General features: G+C 62.5%; 14 protein-coding genes and 1 pseudogene. 5 read left to right on the top strand and 10 right to left on the bottom strand.

Features of this window, described 5'->3' with window-relative positions; genetic code table 11:
* The first annotated feature begins 94 nt into the window (after nt 1-94).
* Nucleotides 95-1,048 (top strand): EamA family transporter, encoded by a 954-nt coding sequence (locus CK221_RS19645; RefSeq protein WP_095778913.1) that lies wholly within the window; start codon nt 95-97, stop codon nt 1,046-1,048.
* A gap of 431 nt (nt 1,049-1,479) precedes the next feature.
* On the opposite strand, the gene CK221_RS19640 is transcribed toward CK221_RS19645, so the two are convergent.
* Nucleotides 1,480-2,391: a LysR substrate-binding domain-containing protein gene (locus CK221_RS19640; protein ID WP_066993073.1), complete on the bottom strand. Its 912-nt coding sequence runs from the start codon at nt 2,389-2,391 to the stop codon at nt 1,480-1,482.
* Nucleotides 2,392-2,788: 397 nt separating this feature from the next.
* On the opposite strand from CK221_RS19640, the gene CK221_RS19635 reads away from it, so the two are divergent.
* The 4 genes from CK221_RS19635 (at nt 2,789) to CK221_RS19620 (ending at nt 7,233) form a co-directional block, all read left to right on the top strand.
* Entirely contained in the window at nt 2,789-3,556 is a 768-nt protein-coding gene (locus CK221_RS19635) for an SDR family NAD(P)-dependent oxidoreductase (protein ID WP_095778912.1), read from the top strand.
* Between the two features lie 8 nt (nt 3,557-3,564).
* Nucleotides 3,565-4,329 (top strand): glucose 1-dehydrogenase, encoded by a 765-nt coding sequence (locus tag CK221_RS19630; protein WP_095778911.1) that lies wholly within the window; start codon nt 3,565-3,567, stop codon nt 4,327-4,329.
* A gap of 239 nt (nt 4,330-4,568) precedes the next feature.
* Nucleotides 4,569-6,122, top strand: coding sequence for a trimethylamine methyltransferase family protein (locus CK221_RS19625; protein WP_095778985.1), 1,554 nt, complete (start codon nt 4,569-4,571; stop codon nt 6,120-6,122).
* A 55-nt stretch (nt 6,123-6,177) separates the two neighbouring features.
* The gene (locus tag CK221_RS19620) at nt 6,178-7,233 is read left to right on the top strand and encodes a GlxA family transcriptional regulator (protein WP_095778910.1); all 1,056 of its coding nucleotides are present in this window, start codon (nt 6,178-6,180) and stop codon (nt 7,231-7,233) included.
* A 44-nt stretch (nt 7,234-7,277) separates the two neighbouring features.
* Here CK221_RS19620 and CK221_RS19615 read toward each other — a convergent pair whose 3' ends face one another.
* The 9 genes and pseudogenes from CK221_RS19615 to CK221_RS19575 form a co-directional block, all read right to left on the bottom strand.
* Entirely contained in the window at nt 7,278-8,273 is a 996-nt protein-coding gene (locus tag CK221_RS19615) for a 4-hydroxyproline epimerase (protein ID WP_095778984.1), read from the bottom strand.
* Nucleotides 8,274-8,341: 68 nt separating this feature from the next.
* The gene (locus tag CK221_RS19610) at nt 8,342-9,673 is read right to left on the bottom strand and encodes an FAD-binding oxidoreductase (RefSeq protein WP_095778909.1); all 1,332 of its coding nucleotides are present in this window, start codon (nt 9,671-9,673) and stop codon (nt 8,342-8,344) included.
* On the bottom strand, nt 9,670-11,187 hold the full coding sequence (locus CK221_RS19605) for an aldehyde dehydrogenase (protein WP_095778908.1): 1,518 nt from the start codon (nt 11,185-11,187) through the stop codon (nt 9,670-9,672). Before CK221_RS19605 ends, CK221_RS19610 begins: the two co-directional genes overlap by 4 nt.
* Complete coding sequence (locus tag CK221_RS19600; protein WP_095778907.1) at nt 11,172-12,092, bottom strand: dihydrodipicolinate synthase family protein; 921 nt, start codon at nt 12,090-12,092, stop codon at nt 11,172-11,174. The genes CK221_RS19605 and CK221_RS19600 overlap by 16 nt, the downstream gene beginning before the upstream one ends.
* A 100-nt stretch (nt 12,093-12,192) precedes the next feature.
* Nucleotides 12,193-13,233, bottom strand: coding sequence for a betaine/proline/choline family ABC transporter ATP-binding protein (locus CK221_RS19595; protein WP_095778983.1), 1,041 nt, complete (start codon nt 13,231-13,233; stop codon nt 12,193-12,195).
* Nucleotides 13,226-14,114 (bottom strand): annotated as a pseudogene (locus tag CK221_RS19590) (proline/glycine betaine ABC transporter permease). Before CK221_RS19590 ends, CK221_RS19595 begins: the two are co-directional and overlap by 8 nt.
* Before the next feature lie 145 nt (nt 14,115-14,259).
* Nucleotides 14,260-15,252: a glycine betaine ABC transporter substrate-binding protein gene (locus tag CK221_RS19585; protein ID WP_066993094.1), complete on the bottom strand. Its 993-nt coding sequence runs from the start codon at nt 15,250-15,252 to the stop codon at nt 14,260-14,262.
* A 554-nt stretch (nt 15,253-15,806) separates the two neighbouring features.
* Nucleotides 15,807-16,679, bottom strand: a complete 873-nt coding sequence (locus CK221_RS19580; RefSeq protein WP_095778982.1) for a dihydrodipicolinate synthase family protein — start codon at nt 16,677-16,679, stop codon at nt 15,807-15,809.
* A gap of 21 nt (nt 16,680-16,700) precedes the next feature.
* Nucleotides 16,701-18,059: an FAD-binding oxidoreductase gene (locus CK221_RS19575; RefSeq protein ID WP_179295170.1), complete on the bottom strand. Its 1,359-nt coding sequence runs from the start codon at nt 18,057-18,059 to the stop codon at nt 16,701-16,703.
* Between the last annotated feature and the right edge of the window lie 112 nt (nt 18,060-18,171).

Here is an 18,171-nt window from a genome sequence, read left to right as displayed (position 1 = left end):
CGCTGTCCATGGAAGCGCATATATGTGACGGCCAGGGATTGAGATATATTGCCGCCATCCTTGGGCGCTGACGTTCTTTGAACGGGGGCATGACATGCAGGCGGTGCCGATAGCTCATCCGGCGGAACAGTCCGCCGCCGCCTCGGTACCTTCGCTCTCCGGCTATCCGGCCGCGGTGCTGTGCTGGCTGCTGTCGGCCGGCGTCTATATCGCGGCCAAATGGGTGGCGCCGGAAATGCCGCCCTGGGGACTCTGCTTCTGGCGGCTTGCGCTCGCCTGCGCCATCCTGCTGCCGATCGTGCATCGCCATCACGGCGCGATGATCGCGCTTCTCAAATCCCGGCCGCTGGAGATCGCCGGCGTCGGAGCGATCGGCCTGACGCTCTGCCAGGGCATGATCTACCGCGGCCTCGCCGACACCGACGCGACCACGGCCGGCATCATCATGGCGCTGTCTCCCGTCATGACGATGGTGCTCGCGCGTTTCGTGCTTGGCGAGCCGCTCGGGCTTTGGCAGGCGCTCGGCGCGGTGGTTGCGCTCGCCGGCATGCTGGTGATCGTCGCGCATGGCGACCTGACGGCGCTGCTCCAGCTCCAGTTCAATCTGGGTGAATTGTGGATCGTCGGCAGCGCGTTCTGCTGGGCGCTCTACACCGTGCTGGTGCGCCGTTCCAAATTCGGCATCGAGTTGTTGCCGCTGGTGGTGCTCCTGCTCGGCGCCGGCGCGCTCGTCGCCCTGCCTTTCCATCTGTGGGAACTGGTCAACGACGAACGCTCCGCCTTGAACGCCCATGGCTGGCTCGCGCTCGCCTATCTGGCGGGCCCGGGCGGCGCCCTGATGTACTATCTCTACAATCGCAGCGTGGCGACGCTCGGCGCCAGCCGGGCGAGCATGCTGCTCTATCTGCAGACGATGTTCGTCGCCATCCTCGCCTATCTGCTGCTCGGCGAGAGCCTGCATGACTACGATCTCATCGGCGCCGCCTTCATCGTCGCCGGCATCGTGCTCGCCACGATGCTGAAGCCGCATGCGGCTCGCGTCGCCTAGCCCGGTCCTGGCAAGTGCAAGGAGAGTTTACCGCATCGGCGCGGTCTGTCGGCACCCTGACACGGGAGCGGCCCGGAGCCCTTGTGGGTTTGGTGGCGAAAGGCAAGGGCCACCGGGCCTAACCGGCGGGGACCTAGTACGGGGACTTCGCTAAGAGGGCACCGGCTGATAGAAATATGCGCCAATGCTAATACAATTGGAACGCATCCCTAAGGACGATGGCCAGACTGGCCAGCTTAGGTAAATATCGGCCGTGCGCTTCGCATGCTCGGCCATTCGGACGACCGAGGCCACGACAAGGCATCGAAGCAAGCGCCTGCCTGATCTGGAATCCGTGGGCCAACGGATCGCGGTCGTCGACGAATATGGTGTTGTGGCCGACACTTCGCGCCCAGTCCGCCGACGCTTGGCCGAGGCTGCGGCGGCGAGCTCTAGCTCGCTCGTTCCTCTGCCGCCACTTCCCGGATCCAGCTGCGCAGGCTCTCTGCAGCGGGGGAAAGCTTACGATTGTCATTCCAGGTGAGATAGTAGCCGCCGGGCGCCGGCAGTTCGAGATCGGTCAATCTGACCAGCTTGCCTTCGTCGACCTGCGCGTTGACCAGGCGGTGCCAGCCAACCGCAACGCCCTGGTCGGCCTGGGCGGCCTGCAGCGCCACGAAAAACTTGCCGAAGCGCCGACCTCTGGTCGAACCGTGGGGCACGCCGGCGCGTCGCAAAACTTCGTCCCAGCCGGCCCAGTCAGGATCAACCCAATCAACATGCAGCAGTGGCAAGTCAGCCAGCGAGTCCGCCGTTGCATCGCGATGGCTGCTCGCAAAGCCCGGCCCGCAAACCGGATAGATGGTCTCGTCGAAAAGCAACTCGGCGGTTTCGTCCGGCCACGACCCAAATCCGTAGCGGATGCGCAATTCGACCTCGGCGCGGCGATAGTCGCGAGGATTGTCCGAGATCAGGTGATCAACGGAAATGTCAGGGTGCCGCGTCCAGAAGACCGGCATGCGCGGGATCAGCCACATCGATGCCAGCGCATCCGAGCAAGCCAGGGTAACGTTCTTCGAACGATCGCCGCGCTTCACGTTTCGGACAATGTCGGCGGCTCGCGAAAAGCCGCTGGCCAGCACGCCATAAAGATCTTCGCCTGCGCTTGTCAGCGCCACGCCGGTGCCGAGGCGGGTAAAGAGCGGCACTCCGAGCTCGTCCTCGATCGCTTTGATCTGTCGGCTCACGGCGCCGGGAGTGACGTTCAGTTCCGCAGCCGCCAGCTTGAACGACAGGTGCCGGGCGGATGCCTCGAAAACCGCCAACGCGGTCAATGACGGCAGGTCATAATAGCGGCGAACCATGTCCAAACTCTCAACACTTCGATGATCGCGCAGCGCGACAGCCTGAGCAAGAGAGGCCCGACTTGTCCGAAACTGCCTGTAGCCGATGCGATAGCGGTGTTTCGACAGCTATGGCGGCGATCCCCAACCCTTTGCGGCGGACCATAGGAGAATCCAATCCGCCCAGCCCCGCCTACCGCGACGCCTTCCAATCAGCGTCCGACACCGCTGCCATGAGGCACCTGCCGTCAATACCGTCAAAGCGTGCGAATGATTTTTCTGCGCGCTGCCTCCGTACGAGTTCTGGCGCCGCGCAACTCAACAAGGGGGTGAGTCTTTTGCAGGCCCGCGCCGCTGGCCTTCGGCGGCGGTTTCGAGAATATGCACTGAACTCTCCCCTAGGAAGATGGCTCGAGCAATGACTGATACTGCGAAGAAGACGGTTGTGATAACGGGCGCGGCCGGAGGCATTGGGCAAGCGATCTGCAGACAGTTCATTGCCAACGGCTATCGTGTGATTGCCGGCGACGCCGACCAGGCTGGGCTGGACAGGCTTGGGGTCGAGCTCAACGGAGGCGAAAAGAATGTCTGGAGCAAGGCCGGCGATCTCCGCAACAAGGCCTATTGCGAGGATTTGATCGACCATTCCATCCAGGCCACAGGGCGTCTGGACGTGCTTGTCAACAACGCCGGCATCATCACCCGCGGAAACATCCTCGAGACGACCGACGACGACTGGGAGCGGACATTCGACATCAACCTGAAGTCGATCTTCTATACGTGCAGGCAAGCCATCGGTCACATGAAGGGCCGCGGCGGCGGCGCGATCGTGAACATCGCATCCTGCTGGGGACTTTACCCCGGGCCTGGCCACGCGGCCTACTGCACCAGCAAGGCGGCCGTGGCGGCATTCTCGAAGTGCCTCGGCCGCGATCATGCCGGTGACGGGATAAGGGTCAACGCGGTCTGCCCGAACGAGGTCAACACGCCGATGCTGCACACCGGCTTCGCCAAGCGCGGTTTCAATCCCGACACCGCCATTGCAGACCTCAACAGGACCGTGCCGCTCGGCCGTATCGCCGAGCCGGAAGATATCGCCGAGGTGGTCTATTTTCTGAGTTCCGACGCCGCTCGCTACATCGCGGGCACGACAGTCGAAGTCAACGGCGCAAAGCCTGTCTATTGAGGGGACACATGGCCGACAGATTGGCAGGCAAGATTGCAATCATCACCGGCGGCGGGCGCGGCATCGGTGCCGGCATTACCCAGCGCTTTGTCGAGGAGGGGGCAAAAGTCGCCATTGTCCAGCGAAATGCCCCGCCCGACGAAATCCTCAACGAGCGCACCATCTATGTGAAGGCCGATCTTTCGAATTCCCAGGAGATTGGCTCGGCCGTCGAGAACGTCGTTGAGCGGCTTGGCGGGCTGGATATCCTGGTCAACAACGCCGGCATCATGTTCGAGAAGACGGTCGACGAGATGACCGAGGCAGATTGGGACCTGATGATGGACATCAATCTGAAGGCTCCGTTCCTCCTGACGCAGGCGGCAATGCCGCATCTTCGCAAGCGCGGCGCTGCAAGCATCGTCAACATCGGCTCGATCGAAGGGCTGGCGTCCAATCCGGGTCATCCCGCGTATTCGGCCTCGAAGGCGGGCATCCACGGCTTCACGGCAGCGGTCGCCGTGGACCATGGGCATGAGGGTATCCGCTGCAATGCGATTGCGCCGGGCTGGATCAATTCAGACCTCAGCGAGGTCTACATCGACAGCATGACCGACAGCGACCGCGTCCGCAGGGAACTGCTTGTCATGCATCCGGTCGGGCGTCTCGGCCAGCCAACCGACGTCGGAAACCTCGCGGTCTGGCTGGCTTCGGAAGAAAGCGCCTTCGTCACCGGTCAGGTCTACGTCATCGACGGCGGCCGCACCAAGAAACTTCCGCTGCCGGTCTCGTGAAGCTGAAAGCTCGGCAATCCGTTACAGGCTCACAACGCGACTAGAGACAAGGTTCGACCAGGCCTGAAGCCTGCGTCGGTGAACGTCGGACGGCGACGGCTGTTCAGCACTGGAGCTTCGGCCTTTACGCGCTTTTGCTCAACAGGCGCGTGAGACTTTTGCAGTAGGTGAAATCTCCCTGTTTCGGCAATAGTTCCGCCAGCTCACAAGGGTTGCAAAGTTTTTTCTCGGAGACCGCCATGACTGCTCAATTGCAAGTTTCTCGTAGAGGTGGGCGGGAGGCGCGACGGACCATCCGCACGGCACCGAAGATCGATATGCTGCCGACGCTCCAGCGCGGCCTGCCGGTTGTGGAGCCGATGGATGCCGAGCAGGTCGAGCGTATTCATGAGGCTTCCCTCGCGATCCTCGAAGACGTGGGCGTCGTGTTTCGCGACCCGATCGCGATCGAGGATTGGAAGAGGGCCGGTGCCGAGGTCCGAGCGGACGACCGTGTTCATCTCGACCGCGGCCTGGTCATGGAACTCATCAAGACCATTCCCTCCAGGATCGAGTACTTCGCCCGCGACCCGGCGAAAAATGTCGAGCTCGGCGGGCCGAAGTCGATCTTCGTGCCGATGACCGGTGCGCCCTACATGCGCGACCTCGACGATGTCAGGCGCGGCCCGACGATCGCGGATCTCGGGACCTTTCACAAGCTGGCCCACATGATGCCGGCGCTGCACTCATCGGCGCACCACATCGTCGAGCCGATGGACATCGTGGTCGCGCATCGGCACCTGCACATCACCTACTCGTCGATGAAGCATTCCGACAAGATGTTCATGGGCATGACGACTTCGCCCAAGAATGCCGAGGACGTGCTCGACATGTGCGAGATCCTGTTCGGCGAAGGCTTCCTGGAGACACACGCGGTTGCGACGGGCAATTGCAACGGCAATTCGCCGCTGGTCTGGGACCAGGTGATGCTCGGCGCCATGCGCGCCTTCTGCAGGCGCAACCAGCCGGTGCTGTGCTCGCCCTTCGTTCTGGGCGGCGCCAATACACCGGCCTCCACAGCCGCCGCTGTCGCGCAGCTCAATGCCGAGGCGCTCTCCGCGCTCGCCTATACCCAAGTGATCCGCAAAGGCTGCCCGGCGATCTACGGGCACTATCTGTCGACCGTCTCGATGCAATCCGGCGCCCCGATGGCGGGAACGCCGGAGATCTCGCTGATGAACTTCATGATCGGCCAGATGGCGCGCCGTTACAACGTTCCCTGGCGCACCTCCAACCTGCTCGGCGGCGCCAAGGTGTTCGACGCGCAGGCAGGCTATGAGAGCGCGATGACCATGATGGCGGTGCTGATGTCGGGCGCCAATTACATCTGGCACTCGGCGGGCTGGAACGAAGCCGGCATGCACTGCTCGATCGCGAAATTCGTCGTCGACGCCGAGGTCTGCTCGATGGGTTATCGCATGAGGCAGGGGATCCAGTGGGACGACTTCGATGAGGCCCTGGCTGCCGTGCGTGACGTCGGGCCGGGCGGCCATTATCTTGGCCATCCGCACACGCAGGCGAATTTCGAGCGGGCCTTCTTCATCCCGAAACTGTTCGACAACAACTCGGTCGAGCAGTGGTATGCCGACGGCGCCAAGGACATCAAACAGCGGGCACTCGAGCATGCCCGCAGGCTTCTGGCCGAATACGAAGAGCCCACGCTCGATATAGCGAAAGACGAGGAGCTGCGCGCCTACATCGACCGACGCTCGCGCGAGATCCCCGCGGTCGATGCGCTGAACGAGGAATACTGAGCGTGACCCCCGAGCCCGGAACGTCCGGCAAGCCAATCGGCATCTACGGCGCCTGATGAACGCGTCCGCGAACATAACGGCCATGAAGTCTTGCGCCACGCCGGAGATTTCGGCGATCGCCGACAGGCCCTTCGACCTGGTGGTTTTGGTGTTGCCCGGCTTCTCGCATCTGGCGCTCCACGCCTATATCGAACCGTTTCGCATCGCCAATACGATATCGCGCTTGCCACTATTCCGCTGGCGGATCGCGGGAGTGGACGCTCGGCCTGTGGAAGGTGCGAACGCCCTCTCCATTGCAGTCGATGCAACAATCGATGAGCTGGGTTGCAAATCGGACGATCGCAAGCCGGACCAGCTCGCGATATTGGCGGGCGAACCGGTCGAACGGCAACTGACCCCACAACTTAATGGATTTCTGCGCACGATTGCACGTCGCGGCGTTTCGATATCGGCGGTTGGAACGGCGACATGGCTGCTGGCGCAGACCGGTCTGCTTGCAGGAACGCGTTGTACGATCCACTGGTCTCGGCTCGCCGCATTTTCCGAAGTTTTCAATCAGCCGCGAATACGAGACTCCCTGTTCGTCAAAGACGGACAATATTCAACTTGCGCCGGCGAGCTGGCGGCCTTCGACCTCGCGATCGATCTGATCGGCAGTCATGCCGGCGGGTACATCGCGCAAGAGGTGTGCCGGCATGCGACCGTAGAGGGCCAGCGCTCAGGCTCAAACCGGCAGACCGGCCCGACCGGTCTTGCCTTCGCCGGGGTGAGCGACAAGCTCGTGATGGCGATGCGGATCATGGAAGAGAATGTGGAATTTCCGCTCTCCATGGATGAGGTTGCACATCGGGCCGGAGTGTCACGGCGCCAACTCGAACGCTTGTTTGCTGCTCATATCGAGGTGCCGCCAGTGCGGCACTATCTGCGGATACGCACAGACCATGCCAAGCGCCTGATCGAAGGGACGCGCTTGCCCCTCATCGATATCGCGATGGCGTGCGGCTTCATATCCGCCTCGCACTTTGCAAAGTGCTTCCGGGCGTTCAACGGCATCTCGCCGCAACAATGTCGCGCGATGGTGCCGGCCTGGGTCGGGCCTGGCCTGGGGTAGGAGCCCAGGCGGTTCGCCATGCCGGCGCTTGTGTCCGCTTGCCGTCAGCGGATCTGGAACCCATGCGCGAGCGGATCGCGATCGTCGACGAAGATCGTATTGTGGCCGATGATCTGCGCCCAGGCGTCGATGCTCGGCTTGATGCCCTTGAACGGACCGATGTTAGTTTCCACCTCGACGCGGCCCTTGAACACCGTGCCGATCAGGCTCTCCTGCCGGAACGTCTCGCCGACCTTCAGGCGGCCCTTGCCATGCAGTTGCGCCATGCGCGCCGACGTTCCGGTGCCGCCCGGCGATCGGTCGATCGCCTTGTCGCCGTAAAACACCGCGCCGCGGCCGTCGCCATCGCCTGAGGGCCCGTCGCACCAGATGGCATGATGCACGCCGCGTATCCTGTCATCCTCCGGATGGATTGGATCGCAGTTAGGCGCCAGCGCGTCGCGCAGCCGCCGGCTGAGCTCGACGATGTCGCTGGCCGGCATGCCGTCCAGACCCTGCCAGTTCTGTTGCGGCTCGACCACCGCATAGAAATTGCCGCCATAGGCGATGTCGACGACGAGCCGGCCGAGACCAGGTAGATCGACGCCGACATCGGCGGCATGCAGGTAGCTCGCGACGTTGAACATGCGCACGCTTTCGACGAAGGCGCCCGGCTTGTCATACTCGATGTCGACCCTTCCTGCCGGCGTCTCGATCGAGAGCTTGCCCCGGACGCGCGGCGTGACGAGCCCTTCTTCGAGCGCCGCCGTCACCAGTCCGATCGTGCCGGCGCCGCACATGGGCAGGCAACCGCTGACCTCGATGAAGATGACGGCGAAATCGCAGTCCTCGCGGTAGGCCGGATAGATGATGGCGCCCGACATGATGTCGTGTCCGCGCGGCTCGAACATCAGCGCTCGCCTGATCCAGTCATGCTCGCGCATGAACAACTCGCGCCGCTCGGCGATCGGGATGTGCGGCAGCAAGGGGCCGCCGCCGGCGACGAGCCGGACCGGATTGCCGCAGGTGTGGGCGTCGATGCAAAAGAAGCTGCGGCGCATGATCTTTCTCATTTCCCATCAAGTGGACGTCGCCATCCGGGCCACGTCCTCACATTGCCCCGCCAGGCTCATCCCTCGCGACCAGCACGCAATTCCTGCAAACGGATCACCGTGTTGATGCCCATCCACGCGAACGGCTCGGGAGGAAGCCGCGCGGGTTGCGGTTGATCCGCATATTTGTCGAGCATGCTCGACCGGGTGCCGGTCGCGAGATCCGCGGCCATGACGCCCGCGAGCGTGCTTTTGACGGTCCCAAGTCCGTTCTCGCAGCACGCCGAATAAAGCCCGTCATCGATCTCGCCGAAGGCCGGCACGTGGTTGCGGCTGAGGCAGAGCCGTCCGGCCCAGACATATTCGAACGGCACATCCTTGAGGTCCGGAAACCTGGCATCCAGAGAAGCACGCTGCTCGGCGGCGATGCCGGCCAGGCGCTTCTCGCTGACCCGAACGGGCCAGTCATAGGTGAACCGGGTCCGGATCACGATCCGCGAGAGCCCGTCGCTGGTTATCTTCCGGACCGTGGCGCCCATCGGATCGGCAGGCAGCAAGGCCCACCGGTCCTTGCCCGTCGATTTCGCGGTGAAAGGGGCGGTCATCGATGCATAGGTGAAGATGTGCATCAGGCGGCCGCGGAAATAGCCGAAATCGTCGATATGGCCGTTGACGCCGAGGATGACTTTCGGCGCGGTGACGCTTCCGGTGCGCGACACCGCCTTCCAGGCTCCTCCGGCCCGGGTGAGCTTGAGCACCGGCGAGTGCTCGAAGATATCGACTTTCGGTGCGAGCCCCGCCGCGAGCCCGCGGATATAGTCGGCGGGCTGGATCATCACGGCGCCGGGCGTGTAAAGGCCGCCGAGATAGTAGGACGACCCGGTGATTTCCCGCATGTCGCTCGCGTCGAGGAAGCGATGCCCTTCGCCGATCGCCTTGAGCGAGCGGCCGTAATTGGCATTGAGCGTCATGCCGCGCTCGGTCGCCGCGGCATTGATCTTGCCCGAAGGATCGAAGGTGCGCGCGGACATCCCGTATTCCGCGGCCGCTTCGGCGGCGAAGGCGATCGCGAAGCGGTTCTCGGCGATCTCCGCCTTTGTTTCGGCCTCACCGGCGACGGAATATTCGCCCGACGACAAATTGTGCGGGGTGTCGATCATATAGCCGGAATTCCGGCCGGCGGGGCCTTTGGCGACCTCTCCGGCTTCCAGCAGGACGATCCTGTCGCCGGGCCGAAGCTGGGCCAGCCGCCGGGCGGCGGAGAGGCCGGCGAAGCCGCCGCCGATGATCAGCCAGTCGGCCTTGATGTCGCCGTCGAGCGTGCGGACCGGGAAGCAGCGTCTGCTGATCGCCTCCCAGCCAGAGATTCCGGATTCAGCCGGAAGCCGCTTGACGACGAGATCGCTCACCGGACGGTCTCGTCGACCGAACGGTCGGAGACGTCGATCCAGACCGTCTTCAGTTCGCAGTAGTTGTCATGCGCGAAGACCGACTTGTCGCGCCCGCCGAAGCCGGATTCCTTGTAGCCGCCGAACGGTGTGGTCGCGTCGCCTTCGCCGAAGCAGTTGACGGTGACGACACCCGCCCGGATCTCGCGGGAGAGCTTGATCGCCTTGCGCAGGCTTCCCGTGTAGACGGACGCGGTCAGGCCGTAATTCGTATCGTTGGCGAGCGCGATCGCCTCGCCCAGCGAGTTGAACGTCGTCACCGACAGGATCGGCCCGAAAATTTCCTCCTGGAAGAGGCGGCTCGCAGGCGTGACGCCGTCGACGACGGTCGGCTCGATATAGGCGCCCTTATGCGTGGCGCCGCCATGGGCGACCAAGAGCTTTTCGGTCTTCACGTCGCCGAGGAAGGATTTCACCTTCTCGAAATGGGTCTTGCTGACCAGCGCGCCGATGCGGTTTTCAGGGTCGAGCGGATCGCCGGTCTTCCATTCGCGCATGTAGGCGCCGATCCGCTCAAGCAACTCGTCCTTGATCTTGGCGTCGACGATGAGCCGCGAGGTGGCCGAGCAGTTCTCGCCCATGTTCCAGAACGCGCCGTTGACCACCTGTTCGGCGACGAGATCGAGGTCTTCGGCGTCGTCGAGAACCACGGCCGGGTTCTTGCCGCCGCATTCCAGCACGACGCGCTTGAGGTTGGAGTCGGCCGCGTAGCGCAGGAAGCGGCGGCCGGTCGGCGTCGATCCGGTGAAGGCCACCATGTCGACGCCCATATGCATGCCGATCGGTTCGCCGACCTCCTTGCCGCCGCCCGGCACGACATTGAAGATGCCGGCCGGGATTCCGGCCTCATGGGCGAGCTCCGCGACACGCAGCGTGGTCAGCGTCGTCTCCTGGGCAGGCTTGACGATGACCGAGCACCCGGCCGCAAGCGCCGGGCCGATCTTCCAGGCCAGCATCAGCAGCGGAAAGTTCCACGGCAGGACGCAGCCGACGACGCCGACCGGCTCGCGCACGACCATGGTCAGCGCCTTCGAGCCAACGGGCGCGGTGTTGTCGTAGAGCTTGTCGATCAGCTCGGCATGCCAGCGGATGGTATGGATCGTGTCCGGCACATCGACGGTCTGGCATTCGCGGATCGGCTTGCCGCTGTCGAGGCTTTCCATGACCGCGAGCTCGTGGCGGTTGCGCTCCAGGAGCTTGGCGAATTTGAGCAGGACGGCCTTGCGCTCGCCAGGCGCGAGATGCTGCCAGCGGCCGTCGTCGAAGGCCTCCCTGGCCTTGGCCACGGCGAAGTCGACATCGCTGGCGTCGCAAGCCGCGATGTCGGCAAGCACCTCGCCGGTCGCCGGATTGGTCGTTCTGAAGGTCTTGCCGGAATTCGCCGGGCGGAAGCCTCCGTCGATGAAGGCATTGGTCGGGAATTGAATCTCGGCGGCGAGCGCCTTGTATTCGGCGGCGGTCAAAGGCTCATGCATTGGTTTGCTCCCGACGTGATCTGGGCGACCGTCCGCTTCAGCGTGGCGACGACAGTCTGGAGGGATCGCTTTTCTTCCGAATTGAGAGGCCGCAGCGGAGCGCGCACGCCGCCTGCCTTCAGGCCGATCAGCTCGCATCCATGCTTGATCGACTGGACGAACTTGCCGCATTCGAGAAAGTCCATCAGCGGCAGCATCGCGCTCATGATGGCGCGGCCCTTGTCGAAGTTCTTTTCGAGCACGCAGGCCTCGTAGAGCGCGACGTGCTCGCGCGGCAGGAAGTTCGAGCCGGCGCAGACCCAGCTCCTGGCGCCCCAGGCGAAGAATTCCAGCGCCTGGTCGTCCCAGCCGCAGGAAAGCGAGATGTGCGGGAACTTGCGGGCAAGCCGGTGCAAATTGCCCATTTCGCCGGAGCTTTCCTTGATGGCGACGACGTTGCGGGATTTGCCGACGCGGGAGAAATACTCCTCGCCCATCATCACGCCCATGCGGGCCGGATAGTTGTAGAGCATGATCGGAAGGTTGGCCGCGCGGTCGACGGTGAGCGCATGAACCGCGTTCTCGCGCTCCGTCGGCAAGGCATATGGCGGCGACGAGACGAGGATCGCGTCGGCGCCGATCTCCTTCGCCGCCTTGGCGTATTCGACCGAATCTTCGGTCCTGGTAGCGCCTGTGCCGATGACCAGCGGAAGGCGGGTGCCGATCACCTGCTTGGCGTATGCACCGAGCTCGAAGCGCTCCTGGGCGCTTTGGGCATAATATTCACCGGTCGATCCACCAACGATGATGCCGTGCACCTTGGCTTCGATGAGCGACTCCAGAACATCCGCGAAAGCGGCGTCGTCGATCCGCCCGTCAGGGCGAAGCGGCGTGATCGCCGGTGTATAGATGCCTTCGAATTTCAAGATAGTTCTCCATCAATGGAGTGGCGATTTCGATCAATAGGCTGTTCGGCAAAACAGGGGCGTTTGCGAACTCTCGCATCGTCGCTTTCAATTGCGTACCTCACGCGGCCGCCCCGGATGAAAGAGCCGCCGTGATCTGCCGCAGCGAAATCAATCCGAGCGGCCGGCCGCCGTCGCCTGTGACGAAGGCTGAATCATAGGAGGAGTTCGTCAGTTCCTTGGCGGCGGTCTCGAGCGTCAAGCCGGACTTCAGCTTCGGCAGCGATCTGCTCTCGGATTGCAGCAAGGATTCCATGATGGCATCGACCTTGATGAAGCGGCCGCGATTGACGTCCTTCACAAACCGCTCGATGTAATCGTCGGCGGGGCGCAACAGGATGTCCTGGCTGTCGCCCTGCTGGATGATCGAGCCATCGCGCAAGATGACGATCTGGTCGCCGAGCCTCAGCGCCTCATCGAGATCGTGGGTGATGAAGACGATGGTCTTTTTCAACTCGGTCTGCAGTTCGAGAAGCATGGTCTGCATGTCGGTCCGGATCAGCGGATCGAGAGCCGAGTAGGCTTCGTCCATCAGCAGGATCGAGGCATTGTTGCTCAGCGCGCGCGCAAGTCCGACGCGCTGTTGCATGCCGCCAGACAGTTCGTTCGGATAGCGCGTCTCGAAACCGGAAAGCCCCACGCGATCGATCCAGCCCATGGCCGTATCGCGGCTCTTGGCCGCTTCGACACCGCGCACCTCCAGGCCGAACGTCACGTTGTCGATGACGGTCCTGTGCGGCAGGAGTCCAAACCTCTGGAACACCATCGCTGTGTGATTGCGTCGGAACTCCCGCAGATCCAGCTCGGACATATCGAGGACGTTACGCCCATCGATCATGATCGAGCCGGACGTCGGCTCGATCAGGCGGTTGATGTGCCGGATCAGCGTCGACTTACCCGAGCCCGACAGCCCCATGACGACCTGGATCTTTCCGGCCGGCATGGAGATGTTGATATTATTCAAACCCAGGATTTGCCCGTGCACCTTTGCCAATTCGGCCTTGGTCATGCCGCTGCGGACCGCGTCGACATGTTGCGCCGGCGACTTTCCGAATATCTTGTAGAGGTCACGGATTTCGATTGACGCGTTGTTGCTAGTCATGTGCTGCACCCCGGTGCTTCTGCAGGCGATGCCCATAGGCCTGGCTGATGCGGTCGAAAATGATCGCGATGCCGACGATGGCAAAGCCGTTGAAGATGCCTTGCGTGAAGTACTGGTTGGCGATGGGCTTGCAGAACGTTGAGCCCGAGCCCCTGCACGCCGATCATCGAGGCGATGACCACCATGCCGAGCGCCATCATGATCGTCTGGTTTATGCCGGCCATGATTGTCGGCATGGCGAGCGGGATCTGCACTTTCCAGAGCTTTTGCGAGCGCGAGCAGCCATAGGCGTCAGCGGCCTCCAGGACCTCCTTGTCGACCAGGCGGATGCCAAGGTCGGTGAGGCGGATGATCGGCGGGATGGCGTAGATCACCACCGCGATGAACCCCGGCACACGGCCTATGCCGAGCAGCATGACGACCGGAATGAGATAGACGAAAGGCGGCATCGTCTGCATGACGTCGAGCACCGTCTGCATGACCCCGCCAACGCGCTTGTAGCGGTTCATCAGGATGCCGAGCGGGATGCCGATGGCAATGGCGAAGATGGTCGAGGTGAAGACAAGCGAAATCGTCTTCATCGCATCTTGCCACAGGCCAAGAAGGCCGATGGCGATGAGCGTACCGACGACGGCGGCGACCACGGCCCAGCGCCGTGCCGCAAACCAAGCGATGACGGCCAGGGCGATCACGACCAGGGGCCAAGGCGCGTTCGAGATGGTGCTTTCGAAGAAGATGAGGACGCGCTGCAGCGGATAGAAGAAATCCTCGATCGATTGACCGTAGCCACGCGTCAGCGCTTTCAAAGCGCCGTCGATGGCCCGCTTGACCGCAAGCAGGAATTCGGGGTCGAGTTGAGGGAATCTGAAAAGCCAATCCATGTCGCGATGCCCTATTGTGAGTGCGCCACAGGCGACACATTGCCGGCCACAGGCCGAGAGCAGGGAACGAAGGCTACGCCGACAGACCGAGCCGCATCGGAGGCCTTGAGAATCCTCAAAGCCTCCACTTGCTCGGTTGCCAGATTTAGAGCGCGGCCTTGACCTTTTCGGCGACGTCAGCCGGGACCCACTTGGTCCAGACTTCCGGCATGTTCTTGATGAACCACTTGGCGCCGTCCTCGCCGTTGGCCTGGTTGTCGGTCATCCACAGCATCACCTTGCCGACTTCGGCCTGGGTCCAGCTGCGCTTGGCGAAATAGTCCTTGACCGGACCGACGTCGTCACGCGAGGTGAACTTGCTGCTGGCCAGCGTCACCATCTCTGCCTGTTTCCAGTAGTTCGGCTTCGGATCGGGGCAGTCCTGCTTGGAGGTGCAACGCGCCCACTCGGCATCGTCGTGAGCCATTTCGAGGCGCACCATCGGATACTTCACCAGCAGCGATGTCGGCGCCCAATATTGCGCGAGAAATCCCTGCTTCTGTTCATAGGCCTTGGAGATGACGCCATCGAGCGCTGCAGCCGAGCCCGTTGGGACCAGCTCGAAGCCCTTCTTGTCACCCTCGATGGCCTTATAGAGCTGCGCCGTCACGACCGTGTCGCCCCAGCCCTGTGGGCCCTGGATAACGCCACCCTTGGAAGGGTCTTCCGGAGCCGGGAACAGCTCAGGATGCTTCATGGCGTCGTCGACGGTCTTGATGTCGGGATGCGCGTCAGCGACATATTTGGGAATGTACCAGCCGGAAACCTGTCCGTCGCTGATCGCGGTGCCGATCTGGCTGATCCGCCCCTCGGCGGCGCCCTTGGTATAGACGTCACCAAGCAGGCTTGGCGTCGATTCCGAAGAGATATCCGGCTGGCCCTTCTCGATCATCGCGGTGATCGTCGGCACGGTGTCGCCAGCAACCGTCGTGGCGTTGCAGCCATAGCCGTTCTTCAGGATGAACTGGTCGACATTGGACATGGCCTCGGCCGACTGCCAGCTGAAGACCGCCAAAGTAATGTCGCCGCAGGCTGCGTGTGCGGCTCCGGCGCTCAGCAGAGCCCCAAGGGCAACGGCGGGAAAGAGCAATCGTCTCATTGTGTTCTCCTCACTTTTTCGCGTGGCTTATTGATGAAGTGACACCGAACCCACGCCGCCCGGCGAAACTGAGCCTGCGACTAGCAGGTGATGCAAAACGGCGGTCTCATCGTCTTCCCATTGCTCGGTAGATCGCGATGTCCCCGCCTGCTTCTGGCTGCGGAGGCGCCACACTGAGGCCTTCGGCCGACACTTCGTGCGGCAGATCGATATGAAACCGGAGTTGCGGCCTGCAGGTTCGGCGCATTCGATGGGGCGCAAAATTGCACATGGGCGCGCCAGAGTCAACGAATTGTATTATCTACGTACACAGATTTTATAATCAGATAACACATAGCCTGCCCAAAGATCGTTCACCAGGCGCTTCGTCGGCGGCCGGTACGAGATTTCTCGCACACCTGTTCCAGGGGCTTGTCGTGCCGTCCTACGTGCTCCAGCCCATCAAATCGGCGGCAAGGTCGGCGGAAGGCTGACCGGAAGAAGGTCTTCGCAGCCAGCTTTTCTTGTTATGTTACGCATGCACGTTCCCTCTCATTAGGGCCGATGACAGGACCTCAGCCAAGCAGGGGCCCGAGCGAATGCCGCAGAGCCGCCTCTTGCTCGGACGAGAGCCTCCTTAGCGGCTTGCGGACGTTTCCGGTGCCGAAGCCGCGCAGCTGTGCTGCCCTCAGCACCGATGGGGTGTATGGCCCCCGCCAGATGAAAAGCAGTGACGGCAGCATCCGCTGCCAAAGCTGGAACGCCTCGTCATATTGTCTGGCGGTCACCAGCTCGTACAATCTGACGGCTTCGTAGGGCATGTAGTTGGCTGCCCCCCAGATCACGCCGCGAGCCCCGGCCAAGAGCGCGTAAAGCGTGGTCGTGTCGCAGCCGTTGAGGACGGCGCCTCGCGTGCGCAGGAATTCCTGGTGCACGGTGAAGTCGCCGGCGCTGTCTTTGATGTAACTGAAGTTGTTGAGCCCGCTGAGGCGGTCGAAAAGCGCCGCCGATACCGAAATTCCGGTCGCCTGCGGAATGTTGTAGCCGACTATGTCGATGCCGACAGCCGCATCGATTTCCTCGTAGAAGCTGAAAATGCCCTGCTCGTCGGATGGCCCCTCGAAGTAGGGCGGCAGGACCATCAGGGCGTTCGCCCCGACGGACTCGGCTTGCCGCGACCGCCGGATCACCTCCTCCACGTTGAGCGCGGAGCTTTGGCAAATCACGTTGCATCGGCCGGCCACGAGCTTGACGCCAACCTCATAGAGGCGGTTGCATTCGCTTTCGGTCAGGTAGGGGTGCTGTCCGGTGCCGGATCCCAGCACCAGGCCGTGCACGCCGGCGGCAAGATACTTCTCGATCAGTTCTTCGAAGATCGCGAAGTCGATCGCTCCATCCTCGTCGAATGGAGTCTGCATCGCCAGATTGATGCCCTTCAGGTCGCTCATTTCCATTCCTCTTCGATTTGACTAAACCTCTGCGCCCGCCTGCTTGAAGCGAAGCGCCGTCGCGATGCGGACTCCCATGGCGGTGATCAGCCTTGGATAGGGTCTGCTTGGCCGGGCCCGGCCTTTCAGAATTTCGATCACCGGCGATGAAAGACCGGCAGCGACTTCGGCAACCGCCTTGCCGAAGGCGGCGCCCCTGGCCACGCCCGTTCCGTTGCAGAAAGCGGCTCCGTAGACGTTCTCTCCCAGCTCGCCGAACACCATGCCGCCGTTTTGCGCCAGCGTCAGGAGACCACCCCAACTGGCCTCGAATCCGATGTGCGAAAGTTCGGGCCAGCGACGCTCGAACGCCACCTGCTGTTGAATTCGCGCCCTTTCGACATCCTGCGCGGTCGTCTTGAAATCACGCGCGTAGGCGTAGACGTTCCGCAGGAAGAGCCGGTTGTCGCGGGTGCGCCGTGCCGTCGTTCCGAAGCTGTTCGCCGGTATCAGTCCATACGCATTCTGTTGCCCGACAGACGCCAGCTCCGACGCGGTGAGCTGCCGCGTCATGCTGGCGAACGTATAAAGCGGGATGGCGCGATTGTTGAAAAAACCGAACCTGGTCAGATAGCCGGATGCGCAGATGATGACCTTGGCTGATTTGATGATGCCCGTGGGCGTCTCGAAAACATGCCGGGGCTTGCCGAATTGCACCGCCACGATTGGCGTGTTCTCGTGGACGGTGACGTTTTTGGGAAGCTGACGGGCAGCGTTCTTCAGGTATTTCGCCGGCTGCAAGAGAATTGTGCCGGGATGGTGTATCGCCTTGATGTAATGCCTGCTCCCGGTGATGGACTGGATTTCCGGTAGATCGACCCAGCGATGCTTTTGTCCGAGCCTGTCCAGCGCCTTGGAGAAACGACCCAGATCATTGATGCCATGAGCCGTTGCAGCGCTGTGGTACTTGCCTTGTGGGTCCCAGTCGCAACCGACGCCGTGTTCCTCGACCGCGCTGCGAATGTAGGCAATCCCGTCCAGATTGACGAAGAGCTCCTCTTTGTTTCCCTTGATGTCTTCGACGAAGTCGCGCTTGCGGAGGTTGTGCGCGAGATCGATCACAAACCCCATGCATCGGCCGGATGCGTTGTCGCCTATCCGGCCGGCATCGACGAGGAGCACGCAGGCGTCCGGATGGAGCTCGGCATAGCGCCGCGCTGCATGCAATCCCATCCAGCCGCCGCCAATGACGAGACAGTCGCAAGACACGTCTCCCTTCATCGGCACGGCGGCCAGTTCCGGGCCTGATGTGCTGTACCAGCCCGAGACCGTGGGTTCAGCGTGAGGCGCTTGCACCGGTATGCGATGTGTCGGCAATTTCTGGAGCAAGGGATCTGCCATGTTCAAGGCGCGATCGGACCGTTTGGTGCCACCCGCAGGGCCAGCATCGCGATTTCATCTCTGAGATGAATAGAACACGCGGGCGGCACCGCTCGTAGACTGAAAAGAAGCT

Origin of the sequence: Mesorhizobium sp. WSM3868 (assembly GCF_002294785.1) — a bacterium.
Taxonomy (GTDB): domain Bacteria; phylum Pseudomonadota; class Alphaproteobacteria; order Rhizobiales; family Rhizobiaceae; genus Mesorhizobium.
Note: the sequence above shows the minus strand (reverse complement) of the source record. Positions and strands in the feature narration are given on the sequence as shown.